At 70.5% G+C, this 17,821-nt stretch carries 15 protein-coding genes; 12 read left to right on the top strand and 3 right to left on the bottom strand.

The window, feature by feature from the left end; all coding sequences use genetic code 11:
• Positions 1-82: 82 nt before the first annotated feature.
• The 4 genes from AB0I59_RS36015 to AB0I59_RS36000 are packed head-to-tail and all read left to right on the top strand — an operon-like array spanning position 83 to position 4,077.
• Complete coding sequence (locus AB0I59_RS36015) at positions 83-904, top strand: 2-keto-4-pentenoate hydratase (protein WP_358140208.1); 822 nt, start codon at positions 83-85, stop codon at positions 902-904.
• Positions 905-914: 10 nt separating this feature from the next.
• Positions 915-1,823, top strand: a complete 909-nt coding sequence (locus tag AB0I59_RS36010; RefSeq protein ID WP_061259562.1) for an acetaldehyde dehydrogenase (acetylating) — start codon at positions 915-917, stop codon at positions 1,821-1,823.
• A gap of 41 nt (positions 1,824-1,864) precedes the next feature.
• A complete protein-coding gene (dmpG, locus tag AB0I59_RS36005; RefSeq protein WP_061259561.1) occupies positions 1,865-2,896 on the top strand; it encodes a 4-hydroxy-2-oxovalerate aldolase in 1,032 nt (343 codons plus the stop codon).
• The gene (locus AB0I59_RS36000) at positions 2,893-4,077 is read left to right on the top strand and encodes an acyl-CoA dehydrogenase family protein (protein WP_061259560.1); all 1,185 of its coding nucleotides are present in this window, start codon (positions 2,893-2,895) and stop codon (positions 4,075-4,077) included. The genes dmpG and AB0I59_RS36000 overlap by 4 nt, the downstream gene beginning before the upstream one ends.
• A gap of 23 nt (positions 4,078-4,100) precedes the next feature.
• On the opposite strand, the gene AB0I59_RS35995 is transcribed toward AB0I59_RS36000, so the two are convergent.
• Together AB0I59_RS35995 and AB0I59_RS35990 are read right to left on the bottom strand one after the other, a co-directional pair.
• The gene (locus AB0I59_RS35995) at positions 4,101-4,928 is read right to left on the bottom strand and encodes an SDR family NAD(P)-dependent oxidoreductase (protein WP_358140203.1); all 828 of its coding nucleotides are present in this window, start codon (positions 4,926-4,928) and stop codon (positions 4,101-4,103) included.
• A 24-nt stretch (positions 4,929-4,952) separates the two neighbouring features.
• Positions 4,953-5,807 (bottom strand): SDR family NAD(P)-dependent oxidoreductase, encoded by an 855-nt coding sequence (locus AB0I59_RS35990; RefSeq protein ID WP_358140199.1) that lies wholly within the window; start codon positions 5,805-5,807, stop codon positions 4,953-4,955.
• Between the two features lie 304 nt (positions 5,808-6,111).
• Here AB0I59_RS35990 and bphC point away from each other — a divergent pair, with 304 nt between their 5' ends.
• Positions 6,112-7,032 carry a biphenyl-2,3-diol 1,2-dioxygenase gene (gene bphC, locus AB0I59_RS35985; RefSeq protein WP_061259558.1) on the top strand — a complete coding sequence of 307 codons (921 nt, stop codon included), beginning with the start codon at positions 6,112-6,114 and terminating at the stop codon, positions 7,030-7,032.
• Between the two features lie 56 nt (positions 7,033-7,088).
• Positions 7,089-8,579 carry an FAD-dependent oxidoreductase gene (locus tag AB0I59_RS35980; RefSeq protein WP_082777402.1) on the top strand — a complete coding sequence of 497 codons (1,491 nt, stop codon included), beginning with the start codon at positions 7,089-7,091 and terminating at the stop codon, positions 8,577-8,579.
• 265 nt (positions 8,580-8,844) lie between these two features.
• Here AB0I59_RS35980 and AB0I59_RS35975 read toward each other — a convergent pair whose 3' ends face one another.
• The gene (locus AB0I59_RS35975) at positions 8,845-9,528 is read right to left on the bottom strand and encodes a TetR/AcrR family transcriptional regulator (RefSeq protein WP_358140196.1); all 684 of its coding nucleotides are present in this window, start codon (positions 9,526-9,528) and stop codon (positions 8,845-8,847) included.
• 87 nt (positions 9,529-9,615) lie between these two features.
• On the opposite strand from AB0I59_RS35975, the gene AB0I59_RS35970 reads away from it, so the two are divergent.
• The 6 genes from AB0I59_RS35970 (at position 9,616) to AB0I59_RS35945 (ending at position 17,814) form a co-directional block, all read left to right on the top strand.
• A complete protein-coding gene (locus AB0I59_RS35970; protein ID WP_358140193.1) occupies positions 9,616-11,046 on the top strand; it encodes an APC family permease in 1,431 nt (476 codons plus the stop codon).
• Positions 11,043-12,953, top strand: a complete 1,911-nt coding sequence (locus AB0I59_RS35965) for an NAD(P)-binding protein (protein WP_358140190.1) — start codon at positions 11,043-11,045, stop codon at positions 12,951-12,953. Before AB0I59_RS35970 ends, AB0I59_RS35965 begins: the two co-directional genes overlap by 4 nt.
• Complete coding sequence (locus AB0I59_RS35960; RefSeq protein ID WP_358140187.1) at positions 12,950-14,620, top strand: amidohydrolase; 1,671 nt, start codon at positions 12,950-12,952, stop codon at positions 14,618-14,620. Before AB0I59_RS35965 ends, AB0I59_RS35960 begins: the two co-directional genes overlap by 4 nt.
• 100 nt (positions 14,621-14,720) lie before the next feature.
• The gene (locus tag AB0I59_RS35955) at positions 14,721-16,784 is read left to right on the top strand and encodes a DUF4132 domain-containing protein (protein WP_358140184.1); all 2,064 of its coding nucleotides are present in this window, start codon (positions 14,721-14,723) and stop codon (positions 16,782-16,784) included.
• Between the two features lie 177 nt (positions 16,785-16,961).
• Positions 16,962-17,096 carry a hypothetical protein gene (locus tag AB0I59_RS35950; protein WP_358140181.1) on the top strand — a complete coding sequence of 45 codons (135 nt, stop codon included), beginning with the start codon at positions 16,962-16,964 and terminating at the stop codon, positions 17,094-17,096.
• A gap of 97 nt (positions 17,097-17,193) precedes the next feature.
• Positions 17,194-17,814 (top strand): FMN-binding negative transcriptional regulator, encoded by a 621-nt coding sequence (locus AB0I59_RS35945; protein ID WP_358140178.1) that lies wholly within the window; start codon positions 17,194-17,196, stop codon positions 17,812-17,814.
• Positions 17,815-17,821: the final 7 nt, after the last annotated feature.

Below are 17,821 nucleotides of genomic sequence, written 5' to 3'. Positions count from 1 at the left end.
GCCACCGGCGATCCGTGACTGGAACCTTTGACTCAGGAGCCCTGCCGACCCGAGCACGGGCCGACGACCCAGGAGGATGTGGATGTTGGAGGCGGCACAACGCGTGTCCGCGGCCGACCGGCTGTGGGCGGCACAGCGGGACCGGGAGCCGATCGCTCCGCTGACCGAGTCCCTCCCGGACATCGACGTCGTCGACGCGTACGAGATCCAGCTGATCAACATCCGCAGGCAGCTCGCCGGCGGGGCCCGGGTGTACGGGCACAAGGTGGGCCTGTCCTCCCTCGTGATGCAGCGGATGATGGGCGTCGACGAGCCCGACTACGGGCACCTGCTCGACACCATGGTGCTGTCGGAGGACACGCCCATCGAGGCCGGCGCGTACTGCTACCCGCGGATCGAGGTCGAGATCGGCTACGTGCTGGGCGCGAGCCTGCCGGGCGAGGGGTGCACCGAGGCGGACGTGCTCGCCGCGACCGAGTACATCGTGCCGAGCATCGAGCTCATCGACAGCCGGATCACGGACTGGAGGATCGGGCTCGCCGACACCATCGCCGACAACGCGTCCTCGGCGGGCGTGCTCCTCGGGGCGGCCCGGGTGAGCCCCAGGGACCTGGACCCGGCCGACATCGAGGCCGTCCTGTACTCCGACGGCACGTCCGACGGCATGTCATGCAGCACGTCCGGCGCCACGGAGATCGCGCGCGGGAACACCAACGCCGTCCTCGGTGACCCCACCACCGCCGTGGCCTGGCTGGCCAGGAAGGTGGCCTCCTTCGGAGTGAAGCTCGAAGCCGGGCATGTGATCCTTCCCGGATCCTGCACCCGCGCCGTGGACGCGCGCCCCGGCGACACCTTCCGCGCCGAGTTCGCCGGGCTCGGCTCCGTGACCGCTCGATTCGAATGAGGGTGAGACTGTGACCAAGGCGACCGCCGCCATCGTCGGCTCGGGCAACATCGGGACCGACCTGATGTACAAGCTGCTCCGATCAGACCTGATCGAGCCGCGCTGGATGATCGGCGTGGATCCCGACAGCCCCGGCCTGAAGCGGGCGGACGCGCACGGCCTGACCACCTCCGCAGACGGGGTCGACTGGCTGCTCGCGCAGGACGAGCGGCCCGACATCGTCTTCGAGGCCACCTCCGCGTACGTCCACAAGGTGAACGCGCCGAAGTACGAGGCGCTCGGCATCCAGGCCGTCGACCTGACCCCGGCCGCGCTCGGCCCGGCCGTCGTGCCCGCGGTCAACCTCGGCGCCCACCTGGACGCGCCCAACGTCAGCCTGATCACCTGCGGCGGCCAGGCCACGATCCCGATGGTGCACGCGGTCTCCCGGGTCACCGAGGTCGCCTACGCCGAGATCGTCGCCAGCGTCGCCTCGCCGTCGGCCGGTCCCGGCACGCGGGCCAACATCGACGAGTTCACCAAGACCACCAGCCGCGGCATCGAGACGATCGGCGGCGCCGCCCGGGGCAAGGCGATCATCATCCTCAACCCGGCCGAGCCGCCGATGCTGATGCAGGACACCGTCTTCTGCGCGATCCCCGAGGACGCCGACCGGGACGCCATCGCCGCCTCGATCGCGGACGTGGCCGCGACCGTCGCGTCGTACGTGCCGGGCTACCGGCTGCGCGCCGAGCCGCAGTTCGACGACCCGACGCCGGTGAGCGGCGGGCTGGCCCGGGTCGCGGTCTTCCTGGAGGTCGAGGGCGCCGGGGACTTCCTCCCGCCGTACTCCGGCAACCTCGACATCATGACCGCCGCCGCCACCAAGGTCGGTGAGGGCTTCGCGCAGCGCATCGTCTCCGAGCGTGTGCCGTCCTAGTCACGTCCCCCGTCACCTCCTCGTCACAAGGAGACCCTTCCATGCCCTACAGCGCCGACCTCGACATCCGGGTCACCGACTCGTCGTTGCGTGACGGCTCGCACGCCAAGCAGCACCAGTTCACCGTCGAGCACGTCCGGTCCATCGTCGGCGCCCTCGACGACGCCGGTGTGCCGGTCATCGAGGTCACGCACGGCGACGGGCTCGGCGGCTCGTCGTTCAACTACGGATTCAGCCACACCCCCGAGCAGGAGCTGATCAAGACGGCGGTCAAGACCGCCAAGCGGGCGAAGATCGCGTTCCTCATGCTGCCCGGCCTGGGTGTGCAGGACGACATCCGCGAGGCCGCGGGCAACGGCGCGAGCGTGTGCCGGATCGCCACGCACTGCACCGAGGCGGACATCTCCGTGCAGCACTTCGGGCTGGCCAGGGATCTCGGCCTGGAGACCGTCGGCTTCCTGATGATGGCGCACAGCCAGCCGCCCGAGGTCCTGGCCAAGCAGGCGCGGATCATGGCCGACGCCGGCTGCCAGTGCGTGTACGTCGTCGACTCCGCCGGTGCGCTGATCATGGAGCAGACCGGCGACCGGATCTCCGCGCTGGTGGCCGAGCTCGGGGCGGACGCCCAGGTCGGCTTCCACGGCCACGAGAACCTCGGCCTCGGTGTCGCCAACTCCGTGCTCGCCGTACGCGCGGGCGCGCTCCAGATCGACGGCTCGACCCGCAGGTTCGGGGCCGGAGCCGGCAACACCCCCGTCGAGGGGTTCGCCGCGGTCGCCGAGAAGCTCGGCATCCGCACCGGCATCGACACACTGAAGATCATCGACGCCGCCGAGGACGTCGTACGCCCGGTCATGGACGGGGAGTGCCTGCTCGACCGGCTCTCGCTGACCATGGGCTACGCCGGGGTCTACTCCAGCTTCCTGAAGCACGCCGACCGCCAGGCAAGGAAGTACGGGGTTTCGGGCGCCGAGATCCTCATCGAGGCCGGGCGGCGCAAGCTCGTCGGCGGCCAGGAAGACCAGCTCATCGAAATCGCAGTCGCACTCGCGGGGAAGCGGGAACAGGCATGACCAACCAGGTACTCGAGGCGATCGTCCAGCGCGCCGACGAACTCAGCGCGCTCGGTCTGTCCAACGAGAAGCTCGGCCGGCTGGACGACCAGGCGGCCAAGGTGCTGCGCGAGTCGGGCGTCATCCGGATGCTCCAGCCGAAGACGTACGGCGGCCTCGAGTTCCATCCCCGGGACTTCGCCGAGACGGTGATGAAGATCGCCAGCCTCGACGGGTCGACCGGCTGGGTCTCCGGCGTCGTCGGCGTGCACCCGTGGGAGATGGCGTTCGCCGACCCGAAGGTGCAGGAGGAGATCTGGGGCGAGGACCAGGACACCTGGATCGCCTCGCCGTACGCGCCGATGGGCATCGCCCGGCCGGTGGACGGCGGGTACGTCTTCAACGGCCGCTGGCAGTTCTCCTCCGGCACCGACCACTGCGACTGGATCTTCCTCGGCGGCTTCCTCGGTGACGAGGAGGGCAAGATGGCCCACCCGCCCGTCTCACTGCACCTGATCCTCCCGCGGTCCGACTACCAGATCGTCGAGGACTCCTGGGACGTGGTCGGGCTGCGCGGCACCGGCAGCAAGGACATCATCGTCAAGGACGCGTTCGTCCCCGCGTACCGCACCCTGGAGTACAGCAAGGTCGTGGACGGCTCCGCGGCCAAGGAGGCGGGGCTGACCAACCCGACCTACCACCTGCCGTTCTCGGCCGCGTTCCCCCTCGGCATCACGGCCTCGCTGATCGGCATCTGCGAGGGCGCCCTCGCGCACCACATGGCGTACCAGAAGAGCCGCGTCCAGGTCACCGGCACCAAGATCAAGGACGACCCGTACGTGCTCTTCGCGATCGGCGAGGCGGCGGCGGAGATCGCGGCGGCCCGGTCCGCGCTGCTCGACAACGCCTCCCGGATGTACGACATCGTGGCCTCGGGGCGCGAGGTCACCTTCGACGAGCGCGCGGTCGGCCGGCGCACCCAGGTCGCGGCGGCCTGGCGCGCGGTCCGCGCCGTGGACGAGATCGTGGCCCGCTCGGGCGGCAACGCCATGCGTATGGACAACCCGATCCAGCGCTTCTGGCGGGACGCGCACATGGGCCTGGCGCACGCCATCCACGTGCCCGGCTCGGTCTTCCACGTGTCCTCTCTGACACAGCTCGACATCGAGCCGCCGCACGGCCCGATGCGCTCCATGATCTAGGGAGCGCACCGAGCCGCGGGGGCTCAGGAGGCGTCGAGGTCCGGCTCCCACACCACGCCGTTGATGTGGGAGCCGCCGTCGACGAACAGCGTGTTCCCCGTGAGATAGCGGGCGTCCTCACTCGCGAGGAACAGCACGACGGGGGCGATGTCCTGCTCGGGGTCGCCGATCCGCCCCATCGGGTTGCTCCGGTCGGCGGCCGTCGCCAGTTCCGGGTTGGCCGCCATCCTGCGGCGGAAGGCCGCGCTCTTGGCCCCGGGGCAGACGGCGTTGACGACGACGCCCGTGGGCGCCCACTCCCGCGCCGCCGTACGGGTCAGCGCGCGCAGCGCCTCCTTGGCGGAGTTGTACTCCAGGGTGCCCATGTGGGCGTTGACCCCGTTGAGCGAGCACATGTTGATCACGCGCCCCCAGCCCTGTTCCCTCATGTGCGGGAACGCCGCCCGCATCGCCCAGAACGGGCCGTAGTAACCCATGGCGAAACCACGGTCCAGCTGCTCGTCCGTCTTGTTCTCGACCCGGCCGACGCCGCCGGTGCCGCCCCAGGCGTTGTTGACCAGGACGTCGATCCGGCCCCACGTCTCCACGGCGGCGGCCACCATGGCCTCCACCTGCTCCCTGTCGGTGACGTCCGTGCGCACGAAACGCGCGTCGGCGCCGAACTCCTCCACCAGCTCCCGGGTGGTGCTCTCCCCGGTCGCCTCGTCGATCTCCGCGACGACGATCGCCGCGCCCTCGGCGGCGAACCTCCGCGCGACGCCCCTGCCGATGCCGTCGCCCGCGCCGGTGATCACCGCCACCCGCCCGGCCAGCCTGCCGTACGCCTCCGCCTTGTCCTGTCGCATCGTCATCCCTGCTCTGTGATGGTGGTTCGGTCAGTCACCGAGGCTCGCGACCAGCTTGGGCGTCCAGATCACCCTGCCGAGGAACCGGTCCGCGTCGGGTGAGGAGACCAGCCAGACGATCGCTCTCCCCGACGCATCCTCCGGAGTGGGGTCGAACCCCTTGTCCGCGATCGAGCCGGTGCCGCCGCGCGCCGAACCCGCCTCTGTGATCACGAAGCCCGGGTCGAGGTTGAACGCGCGTACGCCGTGCTTCAGGTACTCCGCGTTGATCGCGCCGGCGAGCCGCCCGAACGCCGCCTTCGACGCGGAGTACGCGACGCCCCAGCCGCCCTCGCCGGGCGGTGCGGGCGGGTCGGTGGTGGCCGAACCTGAGCACATGTTGACGATCGTGCCGCCGCCTCGCTCGACCATCCCGGGGAGCACCGCCTGCAGCAGCACGATCTGGTTCAGGTAGTTCCCCGCGACGGTCCGGGCGGCCACGTCGACGTCGAGGTCGAGGAAGCGGTCGTGGTTCCCGGCGATGTGCGCCACCGCGTTGTTGACCAGCACGTCGACACGCCCCCACTCGCGGAGCACCGTGTCCGCCGCCGCCCGTACGCTGTGGCGGTCGAGGAGGTCCATCCGGATCGGCAGCGCCCGCACGCCGAGCGCCTCGATCCGCGCGGCCGTCGTGCGCAGGCTTCCCGGGACCGCGATCCGCTCCGGACCGTCGTCGCTGTAGCGAGGAGGGATCACCCCCTGCCCCTCCTCGACGGTGCGGGCGGTGAACGCGACGTCGTACCCGGCGCGGGCGAGGGCGAGGGCCGTCTCGCGGCCGATTCCCCGGCTCGCTCCGGTGACCAGTGCCGTCGGGCGTCCGGCCGGGGTTCCTGTCGCTGACGCCATCGGGTCGCGCACCTCGTCAATCGTTCGGTCGTTCGGGGGACCGGTGGGTTTTGCCGGTGGGGAGCTCCAGGCATGGTGGAACGCCCGCCCGGTGTCATGGGGTACGGATCTCGCTCAGCGGGAGCCCGTCATCCGCCGCGTTCACCCGGCCGAGCCTGCGGACTCTCACTGAGCGGGAGAGCGAAGGCGGTACGGCGGCGGCTCTGTCACCTTTGGGGGCAGAGAAGACCGCCCCGTCCGGGGGCGAGAGGGACCGGAGGGCTTCCACGCCCGACCAGGGCACCGGCAGATTGGATTGAGGACTGTGACGCAGATCCGAGGGCTGGGCTATCTCAAGGTCCAGACGCGTGACATCAAGCGCTGGCGTGAGCTCGTGATCGACGGCCTCGGTTTCGCCGAGGGAACCGGGCCTGACCCGGACGGCCTGTACCTGCGGATGGACGAGCGCCAGGCGCGGCTCATCGTGCTTCCCGGCGACTCCGACCGGGTGCTCGCCGTCGGCTGGGAGGTGCGCGACCAGTTCGCGCTCGCCACGGTGGGCCGCGCGGTCGAGGCCGCGGGCACCGCCGTCAAGGTGCTGTCGGAGGCGGAGGCCGCCGAGCGGTCCGCCGAGCAGGTCATCGCCTTCGAGGACCCGGCCGGGACGCCGGTCGAGGTCTTCTTCGGCCCCGTGCTCGACCACAGCCCGGTGCTCACCGGCAGGGGCCAGCGGTTCGTCACCGGCCCGCAGGGCATGGGCCACGTGGTGCTGCCCACCACCGCCATGCAGGAGACCGTCTCCTTCTACACGGAGGTGCTCGGCTTCCTGCCGCGCGGCGCCATCAAGGTCGGCGGCGGCAAGGGCAGCGGGCCCGTACGGCGGGTGCGCTTCATGGGGGTCAACCAGCGCCACCACAGCCTCGCCGTCTGCCCCGCGCCGCACGGCGAGGAGCCCGGCCTGGTGCACCTCATGATCGAGGTCGACACCCTCGACGCGGTCGGGATGGCCCTGGACAAGGTGCGCCAGCTCGGCTTCTCCATCTCCTCGACGCTGGGGCGGCACACCAACGACAAGATGGTGTCGTTCTACGTGCGCGCTCCCGGAGGCTGGGACATCGAGTACGGCACCGAGGGCATGCTCGTCGACGAGACGTACTACACCGCCGAGGAGATCACCGCCGACAGCTACTGGGGGCACGACTGGTCCGGCTCCGAGCCGCTCGCCGCTTTCATCCCGCGGTCCTGAGCGAGAGGCGAGTCGATCGACATGCGGACTCCGCAGCGTGACCTCCGGGTGGTGTCGTGACCTCCCCGTCCCCGGTCCGGCAGGTCCAGCCGGTCCCGGCGGCCTCGGTCGCCGGCTTCGACCATGAATGTGATGTGCTCGTCGTCGGATTCGGCTGCGCCGGCGCGTCCGCCGCGTTCGAAGCCGCCACGGCGGGCGCCGAGGTGCTCGTGCTCGAACGCGCGGGCGGGCCGGGTGGCTCGTCCGCGTTGTCCGGAGGCGAGCTCTACCTCGGCGGCGGCACGGCGGTGCAGAAGGCGTGCGGCTTCGAGGACACCGCGGACGACATGTTCGCCTACCTCAGGGCCGCGCTCGGCCCGCACGCCGACGAGGAGAAGCTGCGGCTCTACTGCGACGGCAGCGTCGAGCACTTCGAGTGGTTCCGCGACCGCGGGCTGACCTTCAACGAGAGCTTCTACGACGCGCCGAGCTGGATGCCGCCGACGAAGGACGGGCTGATGTGGCTGGGCGAGAACGCCTGGCCGTACAACACCGTCGCCCGCCCGGCGCCGCGCGGGCACCGTCCGGCGACCGAGAGCTTCGGCGGCTGGATGATCATGGAGAAGCTGGTCGCGGCCGCGAAGGAGGCCGGGGCCGCCTGCCACGCCGACACCCTGGCCACCAATCTGGTGACCGACGACACCGGCCGTGTCGTCGGCGTGATCGCCCGCCGTTACGGCGAGACCGTCGCCTACCGGGCGCGCAAGGGCGTCATCCTGACCACCGGCGGCTTCGTCGACTCGGAGGAGATGCTCTGGGAGCACGCCCCCGTGCTCATCGGCCACGGCAAGGTCAGCGACGGTCTCGACGACGGCAGCGGCATCAGGATGGCGGCGGCGCTCGGCGCGGCCACCCGGCGCATGTCGGAGGTGGAGATCGCGCTGACCGTGCTGCCCGCGATGATCACCCGGGGAATGCTGGTCGACGGGCTCGGCCGGCGGTTCATCAACGAGGACGTCTATCCGGGCCTGTTCAGCGTCGCCGCCGTGCTGCACCGGCCGGGGCCGTACTGGGCGATCATCGACGAGGCGGGCTACGAGGACATTCCGAAGCGGGACCTGTGGGGTGTGCGCCCGCAGTTCGTCGCGGAGACGCTCGCGGAGCTCGAGGAGTCGCTCGGCATGCCGCACGGCGCGCTCGAGTCGACGGTCGGCGTGTACAACCGGCACGCGGAGCAGGGCGAGGACCCCTACTTCCACAAGGACGCCAAGTGGCTGCGGCCGCTCCGGCCACCGTACGCCGCGGTCGACCCGCGCTTCGGGTTCGCCTCCGGAGATCGGGAGAGCGCGGGGTCCGGCACGGGCGTCGCCGGGTTCACCCTCGGCGGGCTGCACACCACCGTGGACGGCGCCGTGCTCGACCAGTCGGGCCTCCCCATCCCGGGGCTGTACGCCGCGGGCCGGGCCAGCTCCGGCATCCACGGTGAGGGCTATATCAGCGGGACCTCCCTGGGCGACGGCACGTTCTTCGGCCGCAGGGCCGGGCGCGCCGCCGCGGGAGAGGCGTGACGACCATGACGAAACCCGGCGGTGGACGCTGCGCTTCCGCCAGATCAACCTGATCGACGACACCGCTCCCCGAGGGCGCCGTCGGCAAGGGGGTCGCACTCGCGCGACCGAGGTGCTGCCGCGTGACTGCGGCACCCCTCATCCGGGATGACGAGCTGGTCGGCGTCGAGGGAAGGCTGACCTCGCGGCGACGTGGACGACGGGCGGACGGCCAAGCGCCCGCTGCTGTCGCCTGTGAGGCAGGTCGGATAGTGCGGTCGCGCGCTCACCCCGTGACCGCTCCGCCGGCCTCCCCTCCCTGGTCACGCGTCTGGCTGTGCAGCTGGGCCCGCAGCCCCGCCAGCAGCGCGAGCAGCCCGAGCTCGAAGGCCGAATCGGCCCGTCCGGAGGCGGGGGCGGCTTGGACGGCGGCGGCGAGGCGCGGGTGGCGGGTGGCGTCGGCGGGCATGTCGATCATCTGCTCGGGAGCCGCGAGGTCGAGCGCCGAGCCCAGGATGAAGGCCTCCAGCATGCTGAGGATCCAGATCGCCTGGTCAGGGTGCCAGCCCGCGTCCTCCAGGGAGGCCACCACCAGTTCGTACTGGTCCAGCACCTCCGGGGTGCGCACGGGCGTAGTGGCCAGCAGCCTGACCGTGTTGGGGTGTTCGGCGAACGCGGCCCGGTAGGAGCGCGCCCACTCCGCCAGCGCCTGATCCCAGGTCAGGCGCCCGAGGGATGACCAGTCGATCTCCGCCGCCAGCAGGACGCGCACGCCGTGGACCACCTGCTCTCGGCTGTGGACGTGGTTGTACAGCGACGGCATCCGCACGCCAAGTGCTTTGGCCAGTCTGACGAGGCTGAAGGCCTCGGTCCCCTCCCTGTCGATGAGATCGAGGGCGGTCCGGTAGATGGCTTCGGCGCTCAGGATCGCGCGGCGGGGGCGGCCGGCCGGTCTGGTGTGCCTGCTCATGACATAGCCAGATTAAGGGTCTTCCCGGACGAGGTGGGACGGAGCTACTCTACGCAAAACTACACCCTAAAGTTTTAGGGAGAGCCAATGTCCTCACCCCCCGCCCTAGAACGCGACGCCATCGGCACCTGGGACCTGGTGTTCTTCGTGGTCGCCGCCGCGGCACCCCTCACCGTCATGGCCGGTATCGCCCCCATCGGCCTGGCCGTCGCCGGACCCGGCGCGGTTCCCGGATATCTCATCGCCGGACTGGCCCTGTTGCTCTTCACCGTCGGTTTCACCTCGATGAGCCGGCACGTCAAGAACGCCGGAGCCTTCTACGCGTACATCGCCGAGGGCCTGGGCAAGCCCGCCGGCGTCGGCGCGGCGCTGGTCGCGCTGATCTCCTACAACGGCATCGGCATCGGCCTGTACGGCGCGTTCGGGTTCTTCGCCGCCACCACCGTCGCCGACCTGACCGGGCTCGACCTGCCCTGGTGGGCCTGGGCGCTGGCGGCGGTCGCTCTGGTCTGGTTCCTCGGCTTCCGCCGGGTCACGGTCAGCGCCAAGGTCCTCGGCTTCGCGCTGCTGGCCGAGGTGCTCGTCCTGGCCATGCTCGCCGTCGCCGTACTGGTCAAGGGCGGCCCCGAGGGGTTCGGCATGGCGTCCTTCGCCCCGAGCAACGTCTTCACCGGCGGCCTCGCCGGGGCGCTGGCGGTCACCTTCGGCGCCTTCATCGGCTTCGAGGCGACCGCGATCTACGGCGAGGAGGTCAGGGACGCCGGACGCGCTGTGCGCCGCGCCACCTATATCGCCGTCGGCTTCCTCGCCCTCTTCTACACGTTCATCGCCTGGATCGTGGTCACCGCCTACGGCCCCACCGTGGTGGGCGCCAAGGCCGCGGAGAACCCCGGGCTCGTCTTCGCCGCCACCGACTATTACGTGGGCACGCTGGCGGTCGACGTGATGAACATCCTGATCGTCACCAGCTCGTTCGCCGCGGTGCTGGCATTCCACAACGCGGCCAACCGCTACTTCTTCGCGCTGGGGCGCGAGCGCGTGCTCCCCGCGGCCTTCGCCCGCGTCCACCCGCGTACGCGTTCGCCCTGGGTGGGAGGGGTGGTCGGCACGGCCCTGGCCGTTGTCGTCGTCATCGCTTTCGCGGTGGCCGGCCTCGACCCCTTCACCAACCTGCTGGTCTGGCTCAACACACCGGGCGTCATCGGAATCATGGCGCTCCAGGCGCTGTGCTCCTTCGCCGTCGCGGGCTTCTACCGAAAGCGCGCCGATCTGTCCGTCGGCACCTGGACCCGGCTGATCGCCCCCGTGCTCGGCGGGCTCGCCCTGACCGCCGCCTGCTGGCTGGCGGTGACCCACGTCGACCTGCTCACCACGGCCGGCACGACCACCAACCTGGTCCTCCTCCTTCCGCTTCCCCTCATCTTCCTGGTGGGCGTGCTGCTGGCTCTGCGGCTGCGCGCTGTCAACCCGAACGCCTACGCGATGCTGACGACGATCAACGTTGAGGAGACAACATGACTCGCTCTGACTGGTCCGACGAAGAACTCGGAATGCGCCGCGGGATCACTCGCCGCGACTTCCTTGACGGGGTGGCGGTCTCCATCGGCGCGGTCGCCGCCGGATCACTTCTCGGTGGTACGGCGTCGGCCGACAGCCGCGGGTCGTATTACCCGCCCGCGCTCACCGGCATGCGGGGCAGCCACGACGGCTCCTTCGAGATCGCGCACTCTCTCCGCGGCGGCACCTTCTGGGACAACGCGGGCAGCCCCGACTCCACGGGCGAGAGCTACGACCTGGTGGTGGTGGGCGCCGGGATCAGCGGGTTGTCCGCCGCGCATTTCTACCTGCGCGACGTCAATCCGCGGGCGAGGATCCTGATCCTCGATCCGCACGACGACTTCGGCGGGCACGCCAAGCGCAACGAGTTCCGGGTCGGAGGCAGGACGCTGATCGGCTACGGCGGCTCACAGTCGATCGACGCGCCCAGCGCCTATCCGGCCGAGGCCAAACGCCTGTTCACCGACGTGGGCATCGATGTGCAGAAGTTCTTCACCTACTTCGACCGGAGCTTCTACCGGCGCAACGGCGCCGGCGGCCGGGCGGTGTTCTTCGCCAAGGAGCAGTGGGGCCGCGACCACCTCGCCGTGGGAACCTCGGCCGCCCAGCTCCTGGCCGACGCGCCCATGGACGCCGAGGCCAAACGCCTGCTCATTGAGGTGCTCGACACCCCGAGGGACTACCTGCCGGACCTGACGCCCGAGCAGAAGGTGGAGCGGCTGGGGCAGATCAGTTACGGCACCTACCTGAGCCAGGTGGTAGGGCTGACCGGCGACGCCTACCGCTACCTGGAGGGCTCGACCCTCGGCGGGGCCGGGGTCAACGTCGACCAGTTCCCGTCGCTGGACGCCGCCGCCCAGGGCTACTCCGGCATGTCCGGGCTCGGGCTGGACTTCTCTGGCGGGCCGTGGCCCGGACTGAGCAAGTCAGGACAACGGTTCTGGGGTAACGAGGATCCTTACATCTTCCACTTCCCGGACGGCAACGCCTCCGTCGCCCGCGCGCTGGTGCGCAAGCTCAACCCGCGGGCGCTGCCGGGCTCCACGATGGAGGACCTGGTCACCTCCCCGTGCGACTACAGGAAGCTCGACAACCCCGGCTCCCGTACCAGGATCCGCCTGAACAGCACCGTCGTCCTCGCCAAACACCGCCCCGACGGCAAGACCCTCGACGTCGCCTACGTCCAGGGCGGCAAGCTCTACTCCGTGCGCGCCGGCGGCGTCGTGCTGGCCTGCTGGAACGCGATGATCCCGCACATCGCGCCCGACCTGTCCGACGCGCAGAAGGCGGCCGGCCACCAGGCGGTCAAGTACCCGCTCATCTACGCCAACGTCGCGCTCACCAACTGGCGGGCCTGGCAGCGGCTCGGTGCCTCCGGCATCTCCTTCCCCGACGGTTACTGGAAGAGCGCTTCCCTGGACTTCCCCGTGAGCATGGGCGAGTACCGCTTCTCCGCAGGACCCGACGACCCGATAATCGTCCACTTCGCCACGGCCCTCACCAATCCAGGGTTGAACCCGCAGGCGGGGGCCAAGGCCGGTCGAGGCCAACTCGCCCGCACCCCGTTCGCGGAACTCGAACGCTCCATCCGCGACATGCTGGCGCGCACTCTGGGCACGCACGGCTTCGACCCCGCCACCGACATCGCCGGCCTGACCACGAACCGGTGGGCGCACGGCTACGCGCGCTACTACGGCCTGCCGTTCGACGCCGCCTTCTGGCCGGCGGGGCCGACCCCTGCGGACATCATCGGCACGCCCGTCGGCCGCATCACCGTGGCCACGACCGACCAGGCCAACCACGGCTTCGTGGACGGCGCCATCGAATCCGCCTACCGGGCGGTCCAGTACCTGGGAGGACATCTGTGACATCCCGCGGGCACGCCGACCTCGTCCTGACCGGGGCGGCGGTTTATACCCAGGACACGCGTCGGCCCAGGGCGGAAGCCGTGGCGATCTCCGACGGGCGGATCGCCGCAGTCGGCTCCGCGGAGGAGGTCCGCTCGTGGATCGGCCCTCGCACCGAGGTCCGCTCACTCGACGGCCGCATGGTCATCCCGTCCTTCCAGGACGCACACATCCATCCGCTGATCGGCGGACTGGAGATGCTGCGGTGTGACCTGACCGGCCTGACCCGGCGCGAGCAGTACCTGTCGGCTGTCGCCCGCTACGCCACCGATCATCCGGCCGCCTCCTGGATCACCGGGGGCGGCTGGATGATGGCCGCTTTCCCCGGCGGCACCCCCCTTGCCGCCGATCTCGACACGATCCTCCCCGACCGGCCGGCCTTCCTGCTCAACCGTGACCACCACGGCGCCTGGGTCAACTCCCGGGCCATGGAACTGGCCGGCATCAGCGCCGTCACCCCGGATCCGGCCGACGGCCGGATTGAGCGCGACGCGAGCGGCAACCCGACCGGCGTGCTCCACGAAGGCGCCATGCACCTGGTCGAGAGGCTGATCCCGGCACCCGGCCTCGACGAGCAGGTCCAGGCGCTCCTTGCCGCGCAACGCCACCTGCACGCGTTCGGCATCACCGCCTGGCAGGACGCCCTCGTCGGCGCATACGCCGGCTCTCCCGATCCGATCCCCGCCTACCAGGAGCTGATCTCCCGCGGCCTGCTCACCGCCCGCGTACGCGGTTGCCTGTGGTGGCGCCGCGACCAGGGCATCGAGCAGCTCGACGATCTCCTTCACGTACGCGCGACGGTCGGCCCCGGCCTGTCCCTGGACGCCGTGAAAATCATGCAGGACGGGGTGTGCGAGAACTTCACCGCCGCCACCCTCTCCCCCTACCTGGACCGGCACGGTCATCCCACTGCCAACCACGGCATCTCCTTCTTCGACCCGGCCGAGCTCGCCGAGGTCGTGACCCACCTCCACGGCACCGGTCTGCAGGTGCACTTCCACACCATCGGCGAACGCGCCGTACGTGAGGTTCTCGACGCGGTCGAGGCCGCATTGGTCCGTTATGGCCGCCGCGACCTGCGTCACCACCTGGCCCACATCCAGATCGTCCATCCCCACGACCTGCCCCGCTTCACCATGCTCGGCGTCGGCGCCACGATGCAGCCGATCTGGGCCTACCACGACGACCAGATGACCGACCTCACCCTGCCCTTCCTCGGCGAGGAGCGAGGCCGCTGGCAGTACCCCTTCGCGGCGCTGGAACAGTACGGCACCCGCCTGGCCATGGGCAGTGACTGGCCTGTCTCCTCACCGGACCCGATCCTCGGCCTCCATGTTGCGGTCAACCGCACCACCTACAACCCCGGGGCCGATCCGGCCCGGCACGCCCATCGGCCCTTCCTGCCTGAGCAGCGCCTCACTCTCGCCGGCGCGCTGCGGGCGGCCACCATCGGATCGGCCTATGTGAACCACCTGGACCGGGTCACCGGCACCATCGAACGAGGCAAAAAGGCCGACCTCGCCATCCTGGACCACGACCTCTTCACCCGCCCCGTCGAGGACATCCACACCGCCTCGGTGCTCACCACCATCGCCGGGGGAGTCGTGGTCCACGACGCCGGCCGCTAGTGCCGCGTCAGCTTGGGTTTGCCCTGTTTCCCCCACAGCACGTCCAGAGCGGGCGCCGTGAACTTCCGCCGCACCAGGTCCGGGGCGGCCGGAGGCTGACATGGGCGTCCTCGGCAACTTTCCCAAGTCCCAGGGCTACCTGCTCAACTACCGCATCGAGGGGCTGCCGCGTGAGTTGTTCGCCCTGTACGACGCGGGCAGGCGGCCTGGCGCCGACGAGGCCGGGCGCAGGGCGTTCGGCATGTGGGCGCAACTGCGGCTCAGCCTGGGCGACAAGGGCGGCCACGAGTACCCCGAGGAGGTGCTCCGGCTGGTGCGTGAGGTGGCCGATGGCGACATCCCCTGGACGTTCGAGGACGCGCGCGTCCTGTGGGAGATCGCCGACGCGCTGTCGAGTTGCGGTCACACCGGGCACGCCGAGCTGTACCGGATTCCGCTGGCCGCCATCGCGGCGCTCGGATACTCCGAGCGCCGTCAGATCCTTGGTGACGCGCCGCCGTGGCACCCGGCTCACCGCAGCCCGGGCCGGGCCGCGTTACGCAAGGACCTGGAGCGCGTCCTGACCGAGCCCCCAGAGCACGGGCCGGCTGGGGTCGTGCGCAGCCTGGTCTGGGACGGCGACCCCATCGCCCGTGCCATGGCAGGGAAGTACGCCGCCCGGCTGGCTCACCCCGCCGTGCTGCCCCTGCTGAAACACTGGCGCAAGGCCAAGGCCCACAGGCCCAGCGAACCCTGGCTCGCCAAGGTCCGTACGCTGCTCACTGACGACGGCGTGGCAGTGCTGCGCGAGATCCTCTCCCGCGTGGCCACCCATCGCGAGAGCCGCGAGCCCGGCGGCAGGGTCTTCCTCGCTCGCCACACCGCCCTCCCGCTGCGCGGCATGCTGTGGACCTGTGAGGTGATCGACGCGCCCTGGGTGTCCACGCTGCTCGGCGACGTCGCCATCAACTGCGGCATCGGGCGCAACGGCACCGGCGGCGCTGCCGTCTGCCGCAACGAGAGACTGGCCAACGCCGCACTGAACGCGCTGGCCAAGCGGGGCGGCCTCGACACGGTGGGCGTGCTCGCGCGCGTGCGAGCCAAGCTGCGTAGACCGGCCCTGCTGGCGAAGGCGTCCGATGCCCTCGACGCGGTGGCCGTACAAGAGGGGCTGAGCCACGAACAGCTCGTCGACCGGACGGTCCCGGCCTTCGGGCTCGGCCCCGACGGGGTCCGGGAGGAGCAGGCCGGCGACTGCGTCGTCCGGCTCGACGTCGACGGGCCGGTGCTGCGGTTCGTCAACGCGTCCGGGCGCGTCGTCAAGTCGGCGCCCCAGTCCATCCGCAAGGACCCCGTGCTCGCCGATCTCAAGGCCACACTGAAAGACCTCAAACGCACGCAGGCCGCCGAGCGGTTGCGCCTGGAGCAGATGCTCATCGTCGAACGCGAGCTGTCCTGGCAGGAGGCCGAGCAGTACTTCTTCGACCATCCGGTCACCGGCCCCTACACCCGCGCCCTCATCTGGCGGCTCCCCGACGGGTTCGCCGGGCTGCCGGTCAGGAGCGGCGGCGACTGGGCACTGGTCGACGCGAGCGGCAGATCCGTGCGTCCAGGCGCCGACACGCCCGTCCGATTGTGGCACCCTATCCAGGAGAGCGCCGAGGGGGTGCGCGGCTGGCGCGACCACCTGCTGAAGCGGGGGATCAGGCAGCCGTTCAAGCAGATGTTTCGCGAGGTCTACCTGCTCACTCCCGCCGAGGAGCGCACCCGCACCCACTCCGACCGTTTCAAGGGCCACTTCGTGCGCTACGGGCAGGCCAAGGCGCTGCTGGAGCAGCGCGGCTGGAGCGGGCTGTCGATCGGTCACTGGGACTACGAATGCGGCGGCGACATAGGGGCGGCCGTCAAGACGCTCGCCGGCTGGCAGGCGAGCTGGGGCATGCGGGTCGCCTCCGACCCCCAGCGGGACGCCTGGGGCACGGCCTCCTGCGCCGCCACCGACGCGATCCGGTTCCGCCGCGCGGATCTTCCCGGCGACGCGCCGCTCACCTCCGCCTCATCGGTGTTCCTGCCGTTCGAGGAGGACGGCGGAATGTTGTCGGTCATCTTGTCGAAGGCGTTCCTGCTGGCGGACGACACCAGGATCAGCGATCCCAGCATCACCCGCCAGCTTGTTGCTCCCTAGAGCCTGTACGGAGTCGAGATCACAGGGATCGCCTTGCGCTCCGGACAGCGTCTCTGGTGGGCCTTCGCCATGGCGCGTGGAGACCTCACCGACGAGGAGTGGTCCTTGATCGAGCCTCACTTGTCGCTGGGTGAGTGAGGGTCGATCCCGGATCTGCGACAGCAGTTCAACGCGGTGATGTGGCGTTTCGTACCGGCAGCCAGTGGCGGGACCTGCCCGTCGCCGAGTACGGGTCCCGAAGCCCTTCCGCCCCGGGCCTTCCTCGACCTGCTGACCGCGTACGGCACCCCGTGGGGCATGCGCGAGCAGTGACCGCACGGGTCCTTTGTCGGGACGCCCAAAGTTCCCCGTGGGGCCTTGGCGGCTTCCACGCTGACAGGCGATGTGTAACACCTGTTTCATCGTTCGCATGCTGGAACAGGAGATATACGCGCTCGACGATCCCGAGGCGCTGCGTGGCCTGATTCGCGACCACGGCTGGGCGACGCTCGTGACCGTCTCGGCGGAGGGCGAGCTCGTCGTCACGCACCTTCCCGTGATCCCCGATCCGGAGACGCCCGGACCCGCCGTCGTCGGGCATCTCGCCCGTACGGACCCGGCCGCGCGCGGGCTGGGGGAGCGGCCGGTCGTGCTGGTGGTCCAGGGCCCGCACGGGTATGTCTCGCCCGCGTTCTACGAGGCGGGGCCGTACGTCCCGACCTGGAACCACGTCACCGTTCACCTGCACGGAACACCGCGCCCGCTCGGTCCCGAGGAGACGTACGAGGTGCTCTCGGCGACCGTCGATCACTTCGAGTCCGCGCGGCCGGAACCGTTCCGGATGGCCGATGTGGAGGGGTACGCCCGGCGGATCGCCCCCGGAACCACGGGGTTCCGTCTGATGCCGTCGAGGGTCGTGGGCAAGGCCAAGCTGAGCCAGGACAAGCCGGCGGAGATCGTCGAGCGGGTGATCCGCGCCCTGGACACGGACGACGTCCACCGCAACCCGGCGCTCGCCGACGCGATGCGCGCCGTGAATGGCGCGCCGTGAACGGGGC

The sequence above is a fragment of the Microtetraspora glauca genome (assembly GCF_040656155.1).
Lineage (GTDB): Bacteria > Actinomycetota > Actinomycetes > Streptosporangiales > Streptosporangiaceae > Microtetraspora > Microtetraspora glauca.
The sequence above is the reverse complement of the archived record's forward strand: the minus strand, read 5'-3'. Positions and strand labels throughout refer to the sequence as shown.